The organism is Streptomyces sp. NPDC046215 (genome assembly GCF_040646215.1).
GTDB lineage: Bacteria > Actinomycetota > Actinomycetes > Streptomycetales > Streptomycetaceae > Streptomyces > Streptomyces stramineus.
The window spans coordinates 143,789-161,247 of the sequence record NZ_JBEYZW010000002.1 but is presented as its reverse complement, the minus strand read 5'-3'; the positions used below and the strand labels follow the sequence as shown (position 1 = coordinate 161,247).

Below are 17,459 nucleotides of genomic sequence, written 5' to 3'. Positions count from 1 at the left end.
GTCGTTGTCCGGTCCCGCATTCCTCGCCCGTACGAAATCCCGCCGCGCTCAGCCCGCCCCCGTCACGCTCGACGACGACGCGACGCTGCACGCCATGGGATATCCGCGAAAACTCACCCGGCGTTTCCGGGCCTTCGATAATTTCGCCATCTCCTTCACGATCATCAATATCATCTCCGGGATCTTCTCCTCATTCGGTTTCGGAATGGGCGCCGGCGGCCCCCGGATCCTCGTCTTCGGCTGGATCGGTGTGTCCGTCATGGTGCTGTTCGTCGGCGCCGCGATGGGAGAGATCGCCTCCGCCTACCCGACGAGCGGCGCGCTGTACTTCTCCGCGGGCAAGCTCGCCAAGCGCCACCACGGCGCCTGGTCCTGGTACACGGGCTGGCTCAACTTCGTCGGCCAGGTGGGCGGCACGGCCGCGACCAACTACGCGGCCGCCACCTTCATCCAGGCGTTCGTCGCGCTGCAGTGGCCCTCCTATCACCCGCGCCCGGCCCACACCGTCGCCATCACGGCGGTGATCCTGCTGGCCCAGGCGCTGATCAACACCTACACGGTGCAGCTGATCGCCGTGGTGAACCGGATATCCGTCTGGTGGCTGCTGATCGGCATGGTGGTGATCGTCGCCGCCCTCACCTTCATTCCGGCACACCACCAACCCGCCTCGTTCGCGACCCATTTCGTCAACAACACCGGTTTCACCTACGGCTTGTACGGCGGAATGCTGGGACTCCTCGTCACCAGCTGGACCTTCACCGGATTCGACGGCAGTTTTCACATGTCCGAAGAGACCGTGAAGGCGACCGTCAACGCCCCGAAGGGCATCATGCGGGCCATCGCCTGCTCCGCCCTCGCCGGGCTGATCCTCATGCTCGCCCTGGTGTACGCCATCCGCGACTACGCCCAGGAGGCCGGGGCATCGGCCCCGCCCGTCCAGATCCTCATCGACGCGCTCGGCACCGGCACCGCCAGGCTGCTCCTGCTGATCGTGATCGGCGCCATGCTGTTCTGCGGCCTGGCCAACATGACCAGCAACACCCGACAGATCTTCGCCTTCTCCCGGGACGGCGCGATGCCCGGCTCCCGCTGGTGGCACTCCGTCTCCCCGCGCACCCGGACCCCCGTCAAGGCCGTCTGGCTCGCCGCCGCCTGCCCCATGGTGCTGGTGCTGCCCGGGCTGTGGTCCCACACCGCCTTCACCGCCGTCGTCAGCGTCAACGTCGTCGGGCTGTTCCTCGCCTACGGCGTGCCCATCTTCCTGCGGCTGCGGCTGGACACCTTCGAGCCCGGCCCGTGGAACCTGGGCCGGTACGGCAAGCCCGTCGCGCGCGTCGCCGTGACCTGGATCGTGATCAGCAACGTGCTGTTCATGCTGCCCCAGGCGTCCCCCATCACCGCCACCTCGTTCAACTACGCGCCGATCGCCCTGGGCGTCGTGCTGCTCATCGCCACGGTGTGGTGGTTCGCCAGCGCCCGCGCCCGCTTCCAGGGGCCCGTCAGCTACGGCCGCCCCGACGAAGTGGCCGCCATGGACCTCATCTGAACCCGCCCCGGCCCCCGGCCCCCCGGCCCACCCCCTGACCGAAAGGAACGAACACCGGCATGAACCACCCCCTCGGCCCCGACCCGATCCGGCAGCCCGCCGACGGCGCCCTCACCGTCACCCGCGCCTCCCTGGAAGCCTGGCACCAAGTGACGGAGTGGGCCGCGGCCGAGGGCTGGAACCCCGGCACCGGCGACACGGCCTGCTTCCACCCCACCGACCCCGCCGGATTCTTCCTCGGCCACCTCGACGGCCGGCCGGTCTCCTCGCTCTCCCTCGTCACCTACTCCGAGGACTACGCGTTCCTGGGCTACTACATCGTCCACCCCGACCACCGCGGCCGGGGGCTGGGCCTGGCCACCTGGCGCGCCGCGTTCCCGCACGCCGGGGACCGCACCGTCGGACTGGACGCCGTGCCCGCACAGCTGGACACCTACCGGCGCTCCGGGTTCACCCCCGCCTACGACACCGTCCGCTACGCCGGCCGCCCCGCCCGCAGCGGCGCCCCGGCCGCGGGGGCCGTGATCGTGACCCCGGCCCACGTCGACGCCATCGCCGCCTACGACCAGCCGTGCTTCCCCGCCGACCGGCGCGCCTTCCTCACCCGCTGGCTGACGGCGCCCGGCCACATCGCCTACGTCCTCCTGCGCGACGGGCACGTCGCCGGCTACGGCGTGATCCGGCCCGGCCGGGACAGCCGGCGCATCGGCCCGCTGTTCGCCGACACCCAGGAGGGCGCCGAGGCGCTCTTCGACGCGCTCACCGCCCACCTCGGCCCCGACGAGGAGGTCTGCCTCGACATCCCCGAACCCCACCGGGGCGCCCGGGAACTGGCCACGGCCCGCGGCCTGGCGCCTTCCTTCCACACCACCCGCATGTACACCGGGCCCGTCCGCCCGGTCCGCGAGGAGCGCGTCTACGGCACCACCAGCCTCGAACTGGGGTAGGGCGGCAAGCCCGCGGGTGGTCCGACGGGCGGCGCTGCGGCGTGATTTCGGGCGGAGGCAGCACCGTACCGGCCGGTCCGGTCGTTGACCCGGCACCGAGACCGCGCCGCGCGGCGCAAGGAAGGACGTTGCCGTGACCGACGACCAGCCTGCCTCCACCACTTCGCCCCGTCACCCGAGCCCCGGCCCCCGCCCCACGCGGCGCCGCCTGATCGCCGCCGCGGGGGCCGCGGCCATGACCTGGACCCCCGCCTTCCGCCTCGACGCGCACGCCGTCGGCGCACCGGCACCCCCCGGGTTCCCGCCCGGGATCCGCCTGGTGCGGCAGGCGTTCCGCAACTGGTCCGGTGAGATCGTCCTGGACGCGGTGTGGACGGCCCTCCCGGCCGGCCCCGCCGACGTCGTCACCCTGGCCGACTGGGCCCGCGCCCAGGGCTGGCGGCTGCGGGCCAAGGGGATGGGGCACACCTGGACCCCCTTCATGGCACCGCCGGGGCGGTCCCCGCGCCTGGTCCTCGTCGACACCACCGAGGGCCTGACGGCCATCAGCCTCTCCGGCGGTGCCCCCGCGACGGTCACGGCACAGGCGGGCGCGACGATGGACGCGATCCACACGGCCCTGGAACACGCCGGGTACGGACTGGTCGGCACGCCCGCCATCGGCGACCTCACCGTCGCCGGCGGTCTCGCGATCGGCGCCCACGGCACCGGCGTCCCCGACGCCGGCCGGCCCGCGCCCGCCGGGACGGGCTTCGGCACCATGAGCGACCTCGTGGAGTCCCTCACCGCCGTGGTCTGGGACGCCCGCGCCGGGCGCCACACGCTGAGGACCTTCCACCGCGGCGAGGCGGATACCCCGGCGTTCCTGCTCCCGCTGGGCCGGACCTTCGTCACCGAGGTCACCCTGCGCACCCCGGCCAACGTCCGGCTGCGCTGCCGCAGCAGGACGGACATCCCGGCGTCGGAGCTGTTCGGCGCGCCGGGCAGCACCGGCCGCACCCTCGCGCGCCACCTGGCGGACACCGGCCGCGTCGAGGTGATCTGGTTCCCCTACACCGAACAGCCCTGGCTGAAGCAGTGGAGCGTCGAACCCCAGCAGCCGCCCGGCTCCCGCCGCATCGACCGGCCCTACCCCTACCCGTTCACCGACCGGGTCCCCGAGGGTGCCTCGAACCTTTTCCGCGACCTGCAAAGAGGGCTTGCGGCCGCCACGCCCGCCTTCATGGCCGCCCTCGCGGGGGCGGCCACGGCGGGGCTCACGCTGACGAACAGCTGGGACCTGTGGGGCTGGTCGAAGAACACCGTGCTGTACATGCGGCCGACGACGCTCCGCTACTTCTTCGCCGGCTGGACCGTCCTGTGCGCCCGGGCCGATGTGCAGCGCGTGGTCCACGACTTCTGGCAGCGCTTCACCAAGGACCTCGCGGCCTATGCCGAACGGGGGGTGTTCCCCGTCAACGGGCTGGTGGACATCCGTATCACCGGCACCGACGGCGGGGGGCGCGGCGCCGCGGGCGCCCCGCCGATCCTCTCCCCGGCCCGGTTCCGCGAGGACCGGCCCGACTGGGACACCGCCGTCTGGTTCAACTCCACGACCTTCCCCGGCACGGTGGGGTCGACGGAGTTCCACCGGGGCCTGGAACAGTGGGCGCTCTCCCACTACAGCGGCTGGTCGCAGCTGCGCCCGGAGTGGTCCAAGGGCTGGGCCTTCGGCCAGGACGGCCCCTGGACGGACCGGCCCCTGATCGAGAAGGGCTGGCCCGACGCGTTCCGCGCCGGCCGGGGCGCCGGCTCCCGCTGGGAGGACGCCGTCGCCGTCCTCGACCGCCACGACCCGGCGCGCGTCTTCAGCAGCCCCCTGCTGGACCACCTGCTCACCACCTGACGGCAGCCCTTCGCCCCTCAACTCCAGCCGGTAGGGCCCGAGAAGGCGCCCGGGGCCGGCGGGGCGGACGGTGGCAGGATGACGGCATGACAGCTCAGCCGATGTCCCCCGTCCCGCCGGCCCCCGCGGACGAGGCCGGGCGCGTCCGGGAGTTCTGGCGGGCCCTCGGCCTGCCCGGCCTGATCGACGTGCACACCCACTTCATGCCCGCGCGGGTCCTCGACAAGGTGTGGGCGTACTTCGACGCCGCGGGCCCGCTGACCGGCCGCCCCTGGCCGATCGCGTACCGGGCCGCCGAGGACGAACGAACAGCCCTGCTCCGGGCCTTCGGGGTACGCGCCTTCACCGCCATGCTCTACCCCCACAAGCCCGGCATGGCCGCCTGGCTCAACGGCTGGGCCGCCGACTTCGCCCGCCGCACCCCCGACTGCCTGCACACCGCCACCTTCTTCCCCGAGCCGGACGCGCTCCCCTGCGCCGAGCGGGCCGTCGAAGCGGGCGCCCGCGTCTTCAAGGCCCACCTCCAGGTCGGGGCCTACGACCCCCGCGACCCCCTGCTGGACGGGGTCTGGGGCCTGCTGGCCGACGCCGGCGTCCCCGTCGTCACGCACTGCGGCTCCGGCCCCGCACCCGGCCCGTACACCGGGCCCGGACCCATCGGCGAAGTCCTGCGCCGCCACCCCCGGCTGCGCCTGGTCGTCGCCCACCTGGGCATGCCCGAGTACACCGAGTTCCTGGCCCTGGCCGCCCGCTACCCGCAGGTCCGCCTGGACACCACGATGGCCTTCACCGACTTCTCCGAGCAGGCCGCCCCCTTCCCGGCCGGGGCGCTGCCCCTGCTGGCCGACCTCCAGGACCGCGTCCTCTTCGGCAGCGACTTCCCCAACCTGCCCTACCCCTACCTCCACGCCCTGGAGTCCCTGGCGCGGCTGGGGCTCGGCGACGCCTGGCTGCGCGCGGTCTGCCACGACAACGCCGCCCGGCTGTTCGGTGTGAGCCCCTGACCGGCCCGTGTCCGGATGTGACAGGGAATCGTCATTGCGGACGCCGGTGCCCCCGGTGAGGATGAGGACATGCCCCTTCCGCACCGTGTCGTCATCGCGGTCTTCCCCGACGTCGACCTCCTCGACGTCGCCGGCCCGGCCGAGGTGTTCGCCCTGGCCAACGGCGAGAGCCCCGGCCGGGCCCGGTACGACGTCCGGCTCGCGAGCCCCCGCCGCGGCGAGGTCCGCACCTCCGCCGGGGTGCGCCTGGTCACGGACCTGGAATTCGACGACGTCGGCGCCGCGGTGGACACCCTCCTGGTGCCCGGCGCGGTCGACGCGGGCGAGCTGGGCCCCGTCGCCCGGATCGACCCGGAAGTCGTGGCCTGGGTCGCGGCGACCGCGCCGCACGCCCGGCGGGTCGCGTCGGTGTGCGTGGGGGCCCACGTGCTGGCGGCCGCCGGGCTGCTGGACGGGAAGACGGCGACCACCCACTGGTCGACCGCCGCCCAGCTCGCCGCCGCCCACCCGGCCGTCACCGTCGACCCGGACCCGATCTTCGTGCGGACGGACCGGGGCAGACTGTGGACCGGGGCCGGCATCAGCGCCTGCCTGGACCTCGCCCTGGCCCTCGTGGCCGAGGACCTCGGTGAGGAGACCGCCCTCGCGGTGGCCCGCCGGCTGGTGATGTACCTCAAGCGCCAGGGCGGCCAGAGCCAGTTCTCCGTGCCCCTCAGCCGCCCCGCCACCTCCCGGCGGGACATCGACGAGCTGTGCGCGTGGATCGCCGACCACCTCGGCGAGGACCTGTCGGCGGCCGCACTGGCGGCCCGGATGTGCCTGAGCGAACGGCACTTCGCCCGGATCTTCACCCAGGAGACCGGGACCGGCCCGGCCGCCTACGTCGAGGCCGCCCGCGTGGAGGCCGCCCGCCGGCTGCTGGAGAGCACCGACAGCCCCTTGGGCGACGTCGCCACGGCCGCCGGGTTCGGCTCGGCCGAGACCCTGCACCGCTCCTTCCGGCGCCGGCTCGCCACCACCCCGGCCGCCTACCGCCGCCGCTTCCGCCGCGCCACGACCACCTGACCCGATCCCTCACCTTTTCACCGACCGCACCGGGCCGGCCGCCCGGCCGTGCCCGCACACCCTCCGAAAGGCCCCCGATGAACACGACGCCCTCCCCGCGCCCCTCCACGACCCTGCGCGGCGTGACCGGACTGGACGACCGGCTGCCCCGGCTGAGCGAGTCCGCCCTGATCCTCATCGACTTCCAGAACACCTACCGCACCGGCGTCATGGCCCTCGAAGGCGCCGACGCCGCCGTGGCCGCCGGGGCCCGCCTCCTGGCCCGCGCCCGGGCCGCCGGCCGGCCCGTCGTCCACATCGTCCACGACGGCGGGGACGGCACCCCGTACGACATCCGCGCCCGGATCGGCGCCATCAGCGACGAGGTCGCCCCGGCCGCGGGCGAACCGGTCGTCGTCAAGAACTACCCGGACGCCTTCCACCGCACCGACCTGCGCAAGACGCTCGACGACCTGGGCGTCGGCACCGGCGGCGACCTCATACTGGCCGGCCTCATGGCCCACATGTGCGTCACCTTCACCGCCCAGGGAGCCTTCCACCACGGCTACCGGCCCACCGTCGTCGCCGAGGCCACCGCCACCCGCTCCCTCACCGCGCCCGACGGCACCGTCCTGCCCGCCTCCACCCTGAAGACGGCCGCCCTGACCACCGTGACCGACCTGTTCGGCGTCGTCGCCCCCACCGTGGACGCGATCCCGGCACAGTGACGCCGGGAGCAACCGGGCCCGCCGCCGTCGGGTGAGGGGGAGCTCCGGCGGCGGGCCCGGGGTCAGGGGGCGACGGCCGGCAAGGGGCCGTCGGGCAGCGGATCGTGCCGGATGCGCGACACCGGCAGGTGCGCACCCGCGAGCCGGGCCACGGTCGCCCCGACCATCGCCGGCGGCCCGCTGACGAACGCGATGTGCCCGGACCAGTCGCCGTGACGCGCCACGGCGTCGGCCAGCGGCCCGTAGCGGTCCGCCCCCGGGCCCTCGCCGATCACCGGGGTCACCCGCAGCCACGGCCGCCGGCGCTCCATCTCGGCCGGCGACTCGGTGCCGTACAGCCCCGAGGCGTCACGGGCCCCGAGGAACAGGTGCACCGCGCGCCGGTCCTTGTGGTGGGCGGCCAGCTCCTCCAGCAGCGCCTTGGCCGCGGCCCAGCCCGTGTCGGCCGCCACCAGCAGCACGTCACGCGTCAGCTCGTCGTCGAGCGTCATCGGCCCGTCCGCGGGGCCCACGCGCAGCGTGTCACCGGCGCGGGTGCGGCTCACCAGGGCCTCGCTCACTCCGCCCCGGCCCGCCAGCCGCACATGGAACTCCAGCTCGCCGTCCGGCCGCGGGGCGCAGGCGAGGGAGTACTGCCGCCACGCCTGCGGCAGCAGCGGGGACGCCACCGACGCGAACTGCCCCGCCCGGTACGGGTAGGGCTCGTGGGGACGCGCCCGCAGCACCGCAAGGCCCGGCCGCCGGATCTCATGGGACGTCACCGTGGCCTGCCAGGCCGGCGGTTCCCCCAGCGCGGCCTCCGCGCCCTCGACCATGGCGGCCACCGCGAAGCGCACCATGCGCAGCCAGGCCCGTTCCATGGCATCGTGCCACCGCGGGCCCGCCGAGCGGCGCAGCGCCTTGCACAGGGCCACCTCGAAGGTCCGGAAGTGCGCCGGCCGCACCCCCAGCTTGCGGTGGTCGCGGCCGAGCCGGGTGAAGGTGGCCGTCACCTCCTCCGGCCGGTGCAGGTTCTCGATCAGGTACCGGAACGCCTGCTCCAGGTGCTTGCGCTGGAATTCCATCGACTCGGGGAACAGCGACCGCAGGAACGGCCACTGCGTGAACATCGCGTCATAGAGGTGGGCGATCAACTCGTCCAGCGGCGCGACCAGTTCGAGGGTTTGCACGATCAGCCGCTGGTCGGCGACGCCGTCGTAGGAGTCCGCCGCCGGGCGCGCGCCGGCCGCGTCGGCCGGGCCCTGCGCCGGGGAGAGGAGCCGCCGGCGCAGCCGCATCGCGTCGTGCCGGGCGAGCAGGGCGTGGTACGTGGCGTCGACGGTGGTCACGGGTGGGTGTCTCCTCACTTGGGCACAGCACTTCCGTCCGTCCGGCGGGCGGGACGCGTCAGTGTCGCACCGTCCGGCCGGGCCCGAACGGCCCTATCCCCAGGGCCGTTCGGCCCTGCCGGCCGCGCGGTACGGCGGTGTGAGCTGACCCCGTTGCCGGAGGCGGCCCCCGGTCTCCCGGCCCCGCGGGACCGGGACATACTGCACCGTATGGACAACAACACCGCCTCCGGCCGGCCCTTGCGCGTCTTCATCCTCGACGATCACGAGGTGGTGCGGCGCGGCGTGCGCGACCTCCTCGAAGCCGAACCCGACATCGAGGTCGTGGGGGAGGCGGCCGACAGCCGCGAGGCGCTCACCCGGGTGCCCGCCGCCCGCCCGGACGTGGCGATCCTCGACGTGCGGCTCGGCGGGCAGGGCGAGGGGAGCGGGGACCACGAGGGCATCGAGGTCTGCCGGGAACTGCGGGCCCGGACACCGGAGCTGGCCTGCCTGATGCTGACGTCCTTCGACGACGACGAGGCCCTCTTCGACGCCATCATGGCGGGCGCGGCCGGCTACGTCCTCAAGCAGATCAACGGATCGGACCTGGTCACGGCGGTCCGCACGGTGGCGACGGGCCAGTCCATGCTCGACCCGCGCACGGCCTCCCGCGTCATGTCACGGCTGCGCGGCCCCCGGGAGCCCGAGACCCCGCAGGCATCGGAGCTGGACCGGCTCTCCCCCCGGGAACGGCAGATCCTGGAGCTGATCGGCGAGGGCCTCACCAACCGGCAGATCGCCGACCGGCTCTTCCTCGCGGAGAAGACCGTCAAGAACCGGATCTCCACCCTGCTGGCCAAGCTGGGCGTGGGCCGCCGCGTCCAGGCCGCCGTGATCGCCGGCCGGGTCCGCGGGCAGCAGGAGCGGCGCGAGGGCCTGTAGCCGGCCCGTCAGCCGGGGAGCGGCACCGACCAGACGATGCGGGTGCCGCCCGCCGGAGCGGGCACCCCGACCGTCAGGGTGCCGCCGTGCAGTGCGGCCCGGTCCCGCATGTTGGCCAGGCCGCCGGTGTGGCCGGCGGCCGGACGCCCGGCGTGTTCCCCGCCCACCCCCACGCCGTCGTCCGTGACGGTCAGCGTGACCCGGTCGGTCACGGCGAGCACGATGTCCACCCGGCGGGCGCGGGCGTGCCGGGCGGCGTTGCTCAGCGCCTCGGCCGCCACCGCCAGCACCTGCTCGGCCAGTTCGGCCGGCACGTCGGTGTCCACCGGGCCCTCGATGCGCAGCGACGGCGGGAAGCCGAGGGTCCGGGCGGCGGCCTGCGCGGTCTCCGCCATATCCCGGCGCAGGCTAGGGCCGCCCCGGCCGCCGCCCGTGGTGCGCAGCCCGAAGATGGTCGACCGGATGATCTGGATGGTGGCGTCCAGGTCGTTCACGGCCCGGCCGACGCGCTCGGCGGCCTCGGGCCGCTCGATGAGCCGCGTCGCGCTCTGCAGGGTCATACCGGTGGCGAAGAGCCGCTGGATCGCCAGGTCGTGGAGGTCGCGGGCGATCCGGTCGCGGTCGTGGAGCACCGCCAGCTCCTCCGACTCGGCGCGGCGCCGGGCGAGTTCGAGGGCGATGGCGGCCTGGTCGGCGAAGCCCGAGATGAGGGCCACCTCGGTGTCGTCGAACGGCGGGCGGCCCGCCCGCCGGCTCAGCCGCAGCGCCCCGGACCCCCCGGCCTCGACGGGCAACGGCACCGCGACGGTGGGGCCGTGCGCCTCCTGCGCCGGGTCGCCGAGCGGGTGCGCCCGGGGGTCCGACCGGACGTCGGCACTGGCCACGGGCCGCCCGGTGCGCGCCGCCAGGCCGGCCAGCGAGCCCTCGGCGGGGACGGGCAGACCGAGGGCGCGGTCCGCGCCGTCACCGTGGGCCACCTCCACGGTGAGCCCCGCGCCCGGCGGGGCGGCCGGGAGCAGCACGGCGGCGAGGTCGGCGTTCGCTACCTCCATGGCCCGCTCGGCGATCAGATGCAGCACCTGGTCGGCCCCGGTCCCGGACAGCAGGCTGCGGGTGATCTCGCCGAGCGCCTCCAGCCAGAGCTCGCGGCGCCGGCTCTCGTGGTACATGCGGGCGTTGTCGATGGCCACGCCGGCGGCTATGGACAGGGTCGTCAGCAGGGCTTCGTCGTCCTCGTCGAAGGCCCCGCCCCGCTTCTCGGTGAGGTAGAGGTTGCCGAACACCTCGTCACGGACCCGCACGGGCACGCCCAGGAACGTGCGCATCGGCGGGTGGTGCTCGGGGAAGCCGTAACTGCGCGGGTGCCGGGAGAGGTCGGTGAGCCGGAGCGGGGCGGGGTTGTGGATGAGCTCACCGAGGATGCCCCGGCCGCACGGGGTGCGGCCGATGCGCGCCGCGAGCTCGTCGGACATGCCGACGGGCAGGAACTCCGACAGCTTCCGCTCGTCGCCGACCACGCCGAGCGCCCCGTACTCGGCGTCGGTGAGGGTGACCGCCGCCTGGACGATGCCCCGCAGCACCTGCGGGAGTTCGAGCCCGTGCCCGACGCTCATCACGGCGTCGAGGAGCCCGCGGATGCGGTCCGGTTCGCGGAGGTGCGGGCGGTGCCCCCCTGATGTGTGATCTGCGGTGGTGGACATGTCCGCTCCCCGGGAAAAGTGCTTGGACAGCAGCGTACGACAGTGATCATGTGTAGCTTGCATCGAGTCCGTGCGCCCGGTGGGACGCCGTGGCCCCGGTGCGGAGCCGGGACACGGCGGAGGCGGAGTGCGGTGAACACGCGGGGAGCGAGGGGGCCTTCCGGCCGGGCGCCGGGGAACTGGGCGAGGCGTGGACGGCGGGCTGCCGGGACGCGGTCCGGGGGCCGTCCCGGCGGCCCTGACGCCGTCTGCGCCTTCAGGGCCTTCAGGACTCCGCGACGACCTTCACGGTCCGCACCCGGGGATCCGCGGCGTCCGGGACGACCATGCCCGCCTCCACCCCGGTGCGCAGGTAGCGCAGCACGCCGGCGGTGAGACGCTCGCCGGGCAGCGCCGCGGGGATGCCCGGCGGGTACGGCGTCAGCAACTCCGCGCAGATCCGCCCCTCGGCCTTCTCCCACGGCACCTCCTCGGTGCGGTCGAAGAACGCGTCCCGGGGCAGCGCCACCTGTTCCAGGCGCAGTTGCTCCGGCTCCGGCACCGCCACTTCGGCGGCGGGGCGCAGTTCGGCGGCGTGTTCGGCCAGCGCGCGCAGGGCGGTCAGCAGGGTGCCCGTGGTCTCCTCGTCGTCGGCGTGCGTGAGCTGGGCGCTGATCCGGCGGTGGTCGCAGACGTGCAGGTTCACCCCGTGGGTGGCGCGGAGCCAGTCGCCGGCGCGGTAGCCGGTGGTCTTGAGCGGGGAGATGTCGATGATGATCTGGAGGGGGTCCAGGTCCACGGCCCTGCCGGGGGCGCAGAAGTCGGCCCGGCCGTGGACGTGCATGCCGTCGATGGCCTCGATGCGGTGGCGCACGTCCTCCGCGAGCGCCAGGGCCCGGTCGTACAGGGCCCGGCCGTGCTCGGCCATCTGACGGCGCCAGCCGTCGAGGGCGGCGTAGAGGAGGACGGAGGGGCTGGTGGTACCCAGGAGGTCCGCGCACGCCTTGAGTTTGCGCGCGTCGACGCGGTCGCCCTGAAGGTGGAAGACGGAACCCTGCTCCAGGCCCGAGCCCATCTTGTGCACCGAGGTGACGCAGACGTCCGCTCCGGCGTCCATCGCCCACTTCGGCAGCCCGGGGTGGAACGGCAGGTGGGCCCCCCACGCCTCGTCGACGATGAGGGGCTTGCCCCGGCGGTGGCACACCTCGGCGAGGGCGGTGAGGTCGGCGCACGTGCCGTACGGGGTGGGGCTGGTGACCAGTGCGCCCATGGCGTCGGGGTGCCGCTCGAACTCGGCCTCGAAGGTCTCGGGCGACGGCGGGTGGGCCAGGTGCAGGCCGGGGTCCCACTGCGGGTCCACCCAGACCGGCCGGACGCCGGAGAAGATGAGCCCGGCGGCCACCGACTTGTGGGCGTCGCGCCCGATCAGCAGCTTCTCGTGGGGGCCCGCCACCGACAGCATGGCGGCCTTGACGGACAGGGAACTGCCGCAGGTGGAGAAGAAGGTGTGCTCGGCCCCCACGGCGTCGGCCATCAGCTCCTCGGCCTTCTCCAGGACGCCGTGGGAGGACGTGCGGTCGTCCAGCCCGCTGGTGGCCAGGATGTCGTGGGTGAAGACGGCGTCCCCGAGCGCGGCCAGCACCCGTGGGTCGGTGCCCCGCCCCTGCTTGTGGCCCGGTGGGGTGAACGGAGTCTGTCCTTCGGCGTGGTAGGCGGCCAGCGCCTCGAGAACGGGCGCGCTCGAGTGATCCATGGTGCGCTGTTGCCCCGCCCTCCTCCCCGGGAAACGGGAAGGATGCACGCCCCACGCGACCGTGGGCGGCGCTGTGCTCCACGTGGCACGGGCGGGCGTCAGCCGTCGTCGCCGGGCCCCGGCGGGAAGTGGCGCGCCGGCTCGGTGACGACCGCGCGGGCGGCGGGGGAGACGCCGCGCCCGCGGTGCCGCGCGAGCCGCACCGGGACGTCCGCGATCCGCGGCGCGTCCACGGTCGCCGGCCGGCCCTCGCGCAGGGCGTCCGCGGCCGTCGCGCGCGGCAGGAGCGTCAGCCCCGGCGATCTGACGGCCGATCTGGACCCTGGTGGCCCGCGCGTGCGGGTCACCGGGCGGGCGGTGCCGATCGCGGACTGACCGCGGCGGGGCGGCCGGGTGGCACGGGTGGCGGCCCGGTGACGGCGCCGCGGCCGGCCGCGCAGCCGTCCGTCCGGTGGGTCGTGCCCCTCCCGGTCGGCATCGGGGTCCGGGCCCGGGCCGGCCAGGTGCTGCCCCGGCAGGAACATGTCGTTCAGCGGGCTGCCGCCGCCGTAACCGGTGCGCGGCCGGGGCGGGCGGGGGCGCTGCTGCCGCTGGTGCATACGGCGGTCGATGCTGTCCGCCGGCCAGTCGCGGCTGACCTTGTCGGCGCTGATGTTGCGGGACTTGGCGATGTCGCCGACCTTGACGCCCCGGTCGCGCGCCTGCTGCACGACCGCCGCGTCCAGGTCCTGGAGGTCCTTGGCCATTTCCGCGGAACTCTGCAGCAGGGCCAGGGAAAGCGTCCGCAAGGAGGCGGAACCGGTGAGGTCGGTGCGGTCGGCGTGCGCCAGATTCCGGATCCGGTCGACCCGCAGGGCCAGTTCCTCGACGATCTGCCGTACATAAGCGTCGTGCCGCTCGGCCTCCGGCGACGGCCCCGCCGCATTTCCTTTGTAAAAGGCTCTGCGGCACGCGTCGCTGCAGTATTTCCTCGGCCGCCCCGAACCGCTGGACGGTGCCACGGGCCGGGAACATGACGGGTTGTGGCAGGTGGGCCTGCCCGCGCCGTTCGGGATCATCTTGGGGGTAACCCTTTCGGCCGGTCGTGCGTTCAGATGCCGCGCAGGCGCCGGTAGCGCAGCCGGGAGCGGCTCACCGACGGCAGCGCGGCGAGCAATACCCCCAGGGCGACGGGGTGCGCGGCCGGCAGGGAGATCAGAATCAGCACGAGCACGGGCAGGGCGAGAAAGACTCCCGCCTGGACGGTGACCGCCAGGTCATGCACTTCCCAAGTTCCAGCGGGCCCGAGCCGCGGAATGTTACCGTCGATCCGCTGTGGCAGGCGCACCGAAAAGGACTGCGGCGGAACAGGGTCAGGAGGCATGGCGCCCTCCGGGTCGAAGCGAACGGGACGTGGGGGAGGGGCCCGCCGCCCGGTGGGGCCTGCCGGGGCCTCTCTCGTGCCCCAGGACGCTACCGGGTCAACACTCTGATACGCCAACGTGACGAATGGTAATGGGCAGCGTGGCCCGATCAAACAAAAAATCCCCACATTCGATCTTTGAAATGGTCGGCCCCGGGTAGTCGATCGGCCAATTCGTTCATTTGGTGAGCAGGACCGCTCAATTCCCCTGGCGGCGCCGTCCCCGCCTCCCGCTATCCCTGCTGTTCGCACGCGCAACGACCGCTGGGCCGCACGGGTGGCCTCCCGACCGTTGGCGCGATGCCGCCGCGTCTGCTCAGCTGGAAGGGGGCGGCCGGTCCGGGGGGCCGCCGTCACCCGAGGGAACCGCGCCCGTTCCGGTGAAGGAGATCCCCATGACCCTTGCCACCCAGAGTGCTGTCGCCGGCGCCACCGAGACCGCCCCCGGCACCCTGCGCGACCTGTTGGACGCGCGGGGCCCCTTCGTGTCGGTGTACTTCGACCGCGAAGTGCGCCCCCAGCAGGCCGGGGAGGCCGCCTCCCGCTGGCGGGGCCTCGCCGGGCGGCTGGCGAAGGACGGCGCGGACCAGCGCGCGCTCGACGCGCTGACGAACCGCGTCCTGGACTCGCTGCCGGGCACCGGCGTCCTCGCGGCCTTCGCGGCGGACGGCGAGGTCAAGCACGTCGTCGACCTGCCCGGGCCGCCCCGCGGCGACCTTGTCGAGGCCGGGCCCCTGCCGCACCTGCTGCCCCTGCTGGAGTGGCGCCAGGACCACCCCGCCCACGTCGTCGCCGTCGTGGACCGCACCGGCGCCGACCTCCTGCTCTACGCGGAGGGTGCCACCGAGCCCGTCCGCCGCACCGTCACCGGCCCGGACGACGAGATCCTGCGCAGCCGCGGCCTCCCCCAGATGCGGTTCCAGCACCGGGCCGAGGACTCCTGGGAGCACAACGCCACCGCCGTCGCCGAGGCCCTGGAGAAGGCCCTCGACGAGGTGTCCGCCCGGGTGCTCCTGCTGGCCGGCGACGTCCGGGCGCGCCAGTACCTGACGAAGCACCTGTCGCCCCGGGTCCGCCAGGGCGTGGCGGTCGGGCAGGTCAGCGGCAGCCGCAGCGAGGACGGTTCGAGCGGGGAACGGGCGGCCCAGGTGGCGGCGGAGGCCGCCGGCGCCGGGCGCCGGGAGACCGCCGAGCTGCTGCGCAGGCTCGCGGAGGAGCGCGCCCCGGGCGGCCACGCGGTGGAAGGCGTCCACGACACCCTCGGCGCCCTGGCCGGCGGCCGGGTGGCGACGCTGGCCGTGACCGACGACCCGCGGGATGCCCGCACGGCCTGGTTCGGCCCCGCGCCCACCGACGTCTTCGAGCGGAGCGAAGACTTCGTCCCGAACGGCGGCGGCCCCGCCGTCCGCGCCCGGCTGGCCGATGTCGCCGTCCGGGCGGCCCTGCTCACCGGCGCGGACGTCCGCGTGCTGGCCCCCGACACCCCCGGCGCCCCCGCCCAGGGGACGGGCGGCATCTGCCGGTACACCTGAGCCGCCCGGTCCTGCCGGTTCTGGTGGTTCTGCCTGGACCGGCGGTTCCGGCGTTCCAGGTGGTTCCGGTGGTTCGGGCGGTTCTGCCGGTTCCGGCGGGACGTGAGGCGGTCGCCCCGGGGTTTCTTCCTCCGCAAGTGGGGAACCTGCCTTTTATGGTGCAAATCGGCTACACGATGATGACCGAGCAGGCCGGCCCCCGGGACCTCGTCGACCATGTGGTGATGGCCGAGGAGGCGGGCTTCGACTTCTCCGTCACCTCCGACCACTACTTCCCCTGGCTGGCGTCCCAGGGCCACGCCCCGAACGCCTGGGCCGTCCTGGGCGCCGCCGCGCAGGCCACCTCGCGGATCCCGCTCATGACGTACGTGACCTGCCCGACCACCCGGTACCACCCGGCCGTCGTCGCCCAGCAGGCCGCCACCGTCCAGCTCCTGGCCGAGGGGCGGTTCCGCCTCGGGCTCGGCTCGGGCGAGAACCTCAACGAGCACGTTGTCGGCGGCGGCTGGCCCTCCGCCCGCGTCCGCATCGACAAGCTCCGGGAGGCCGTCGGCATCATCCGGGCCCTCTTCGAGGGGCGCACCCTCAACCACCACGGCCCGCACTACGACGTCGAGCACGCCCGGCTCTGGGACGTCCCCGCCACCCCGCCGCCCATCGGCGTCGCCGTCTCCGGCGAGCTCTCCTGCAAGGTCGCCGGGGAGCTGGCCGACCTGGTCATCGCCACCGAACCCCGCGCGGACCTGCTGGAGGCGTTCGACCGGCACGGCGGCGCGGGCAAGCCCCGCGTCGGCCAGCTGCCCATCTGCTACGACCCCGACCACGGCGCGGCCGTCGACCGGGCCCACGACCAGTTCCGCTGGTCCGGCCTGGGCTGGAAGGTCAACGCCGAGCTGCCCCACGACGAGGCCTTCGCATCCGCGACCGAGTCCGTCACCAAGGACGAGATCGCGCAGGCGATCCCCTGCGGCGCCGCGGTGGAGGACTTCGTCGAGGCGGTACGCGCCTATACGGACGCAGGGTTCACCGAGGTCGCCCTGGTGCAGATCGGCGGGCAGCACCAGGAGTCCTATCTCAAATGGGCCGCCGACGACCTGCTCCCGGCCCTGCGCGAACTGTGAAACGACCCGCCTCGCGGCCCGTGCACGGCCGCAGGGCGGGTACGCGCACCGCAAAAGACACCTTTCACGAGCGCCGACCCGGCGCGGACAAGGACGGATGACCATGCCCCGAGGTTCGAGCCCCAAGCGTGAACGGCAGTACGAGCACATCAAGGAAAGCGCGGAGGACCGCGGCGAGAGCACGAAACGGGCCAAGGAGATCGCGGCCCGCACGGTGAACAAGGAACGCGCTCGCTCGGGTGAATCCCGCACCGCCAGCAAGTCCTCGACGCAGGACATGTCCTCGTCCAAGCGCGGCGGACAGCGTTCCCACAGCGGCGCCGAAGGGCCCACCTACGACCAGCTCTACGCCGAGGCCCAGCGCCGCAATATCCACGGCCGCTCGTCCATGAACAAATCCGAACTCAAGCGCTCCCTCGGACGCTGAGCGGGAATTCGCGGAGAATGCGGCGGACACGGCGAACACGGCACCGCGGAGGAGGACCGCATTCTATGACCCGTTCGGCCCAACTGGGTGTGGGCTGTTCGGGGTAAGCCATGGGGGACAGACACCCGGCCCGGTCCGC

General features: G+C 74.0%; 15 protein-coding genes. 10 read left to right on the top strand and 5 right to left on the bottom strand.

Features of this window, described 5'->3' with window-relative positions; translation table 11 throughout:
- The first annotated feature begins 94 nt into the window (after window positions 1-94).
- The 6 genes from ABZ951_RS01795 (at window position 95) to ABZ951_RS01770 (ending at window position 7,154) form a co-directional block, all read left to right on the top strand.
- Entirely contained in the window at window positions 95-1,546 is a 1,452-nt protein-coding gene (locus ABZ951_RS01795; protein WP_344096221.1) for an amino acid permease, read from the top strand.
- A 59-nt stretch (window positions 1,547-1,605) separates the two neighbouring features.
- Complete coding sequence (locus ABZ951_RS01790; protein ID WP_344096205.1) at window positions 1,606-2,493, top strand: GNAT family N-acetyltransferase; 888 nt, start codon at window positions 1,606-1,608, stop codon at window positions 2,491-2,493.
- 133 nt (window positions 2,494-2,626) lie between these two features.
- On the top strand, window positions 2,627-4,378 hold the full coding sequence (locus ABZ951_RS01785; RefSeq protein ID WP_344096207.1) for a cholesterol oxidase substrate-binding domain-containing protein: 1,752 nt from the start codon (window positions 2,627-2,629) through the stop codon (window positions 4,376-4,378).
- Between the two features lie 86 nt (window positions 4,379-4,464).
- Window positions 4,465-5,382 (top strand): amidohydrolase family protein, encoded by a 918-nt coding sequence (locus ABZ951_RS01780; protein ID WP_344096210.1) that lies wholly within the window; start codon window positions 4,465-4,467, stop codon window positions 5,380-5,382.
- Between the two features lie 69 nt (window positions 5,383-5,451).
- Window positions 5,452-6,447 (top strand): helix-turn-helix domain-containing protein, encoded by a 996-nt coding sequence (locus ABZ951_RS01775; protein WP_344096213.1) that lies wholly within the window; start codon window positions 5,452-5,454, stop codon window positions 6,445-6,447.
- A gap of 77 nt (window positions 6,448-6,524) precedes the next feature.
- The gene (locus ABZ951_RS01770) at window positions 6,525-7,154 is read left to right on the top strand and encodes an isochorismatase family protein (RefSeq protein WP_344096215.1); all 630 of its coding nucleotides are present in this window, start codon (window positions 6,525-6,527) and stop codon (window positions 7,152-7,154) included.
- A gap of 62 nt (window positions 7,155-7,216) precedes the next feature.
- On the opposite strand, the gene ABZ951_RS01765 is transcribed toward ABZ951_RS01770, so the two are convergent.
- Window positions 7,217-8,431 carry a globin domain-containing protein gene (locus ABZ951_RS01765; protein WP_344096223.1) on the bottom strand — a complete coding sequence of 405 codons (1,215 nt, stop codon included), beginning with the start codon at window positions 8,429-8,431 and terminating at the stop codon, window positions 7,217-7,219.
- A 261-nt stretch (window positions 8,432-8,692) separates the two neighbouring features.
- Here ABZ951_RS01765 and ABZ951_RS01760 point away from each other — a divergent pair, with 261 nt between their 5' ends.
- Window positions 8,693-9,406 (top strand): response regulator transcription factor, encoded by a 714-nt coding sequence (locus ABZ951_RS01760; protein WP_344096217.1) that lies wholly within the window; start codon window positions 8,693-8,695, stop codon window positions 9,404-9,406.
- Between the two features lie 8 nt (window positions 9,407-9,414).
- On the opposite strand, the gene ABZ951_RS01755 is transcribed toward ABZ951_RS01760, so the two are convergent.
- The 4 genes from ABZ951_RS01755 to ABZ951_RS01740 all read right to left on the bottom strand — a co-directional run bounded on the left by ABZ951_RS01755 (window position 9,415) and on the right by ABZ951_RS01740 (window position 14,102).
- The gene (locus ABZ951_RS01755; RefSeq protein WP_344096225.1) at window positions 9,415-11,019 is read right to left on the bottom strand and encodes a GAF domain-containing protein; all 1,605 of its coding nucleotides are present in this window, start codon (window positions 11,017-11,019) and stop codon (window positions 9,415-9,417) included.
- A gap of 352 nt (window positions 11,020-11,371) precedes the next feature.
- Window positions 11,372-12,838 (bottom strand): ornithine decarboxylase, encoded by a 1,467-nt coding sequence (locus tag ABZ951_RS01750; protein WP_344096219.1) that lies wholly within the window; start codon window positions 12,836-12,838, stop codon window positions 11,372-11,374.
- 98 nt (window positions 12,839-12,936) lie between these two features.
- Window positions 12,937-13,839, bottom strand: coding sequence for a hypothetical protein (locus ABZ951_RS01745; protein ID WP_361278488.1), 903 nt, complete (start codon window positions 13,837-13,839; stop codon window positions 12,937-12,939).
- An 89-nt stretch (window positions 13,840-13,928) separates the two neighbouring features.
- Window positions 13,929-14,102 (bottom strand): hypothetical protein, encoded by a 174-nt coding sequence (locus tag ABZ951_RS01740; RefSeq protein WP_344092374.1) that lies wholly within the window; start codon window positions 14,100-14,102, stop codon window positions 13,929-13,931.
- 533 nt (window positions 14,103-14,635) lie between these two features.
- On the opposite strand from ABZ951_RS01740, the gene ABZ951_RS01735 reads away from it, so the two are divergent.
- From ABZ951_RS01735 to ABZ951_RS01725, 3 genes are all read left to right on the top strand, one after another.
- Window positions 14,636-15,772 carry a Vms1/Ankzf1 family peptidyl-tRNA hydrolase gene (locus ABZ951_RS01735; protein WP_344092371.1) on the top strand — a complete coding sequence of 379 codons (1,137 nt, stop codon included), beginning with the start codon at window positions 14,636-14,638 and terminating at the stop codon, window positions 15,770-15,772.
- A 155-nt stretch (window positions 15,773-15,927) separates the two neighbouring features.
- Entirely contained in the window at window positions 15,928-16,893 is a 966-nt protein-coding gene (locus ABZ951_RS01730; protein WP_344092369.1) for a TIGR03557 family F420-dependent LLM class oxidoreductase, read from the top strand.
- A gap of 103 nt (window positions 16,894-16,996) precedes the next feature.
- A complete protein-coding gene (locus tag ABZ951_RS01725) occupies window positions 16,997-17,320 on the top strand; it encodes a plasmid stabilization protein (RefSeq protein WP_344092381.1) in 324 nt (107 codons plus the stop codon).
- Window positions 17,321-17,459: the final 139 nt, after the last annotated feature.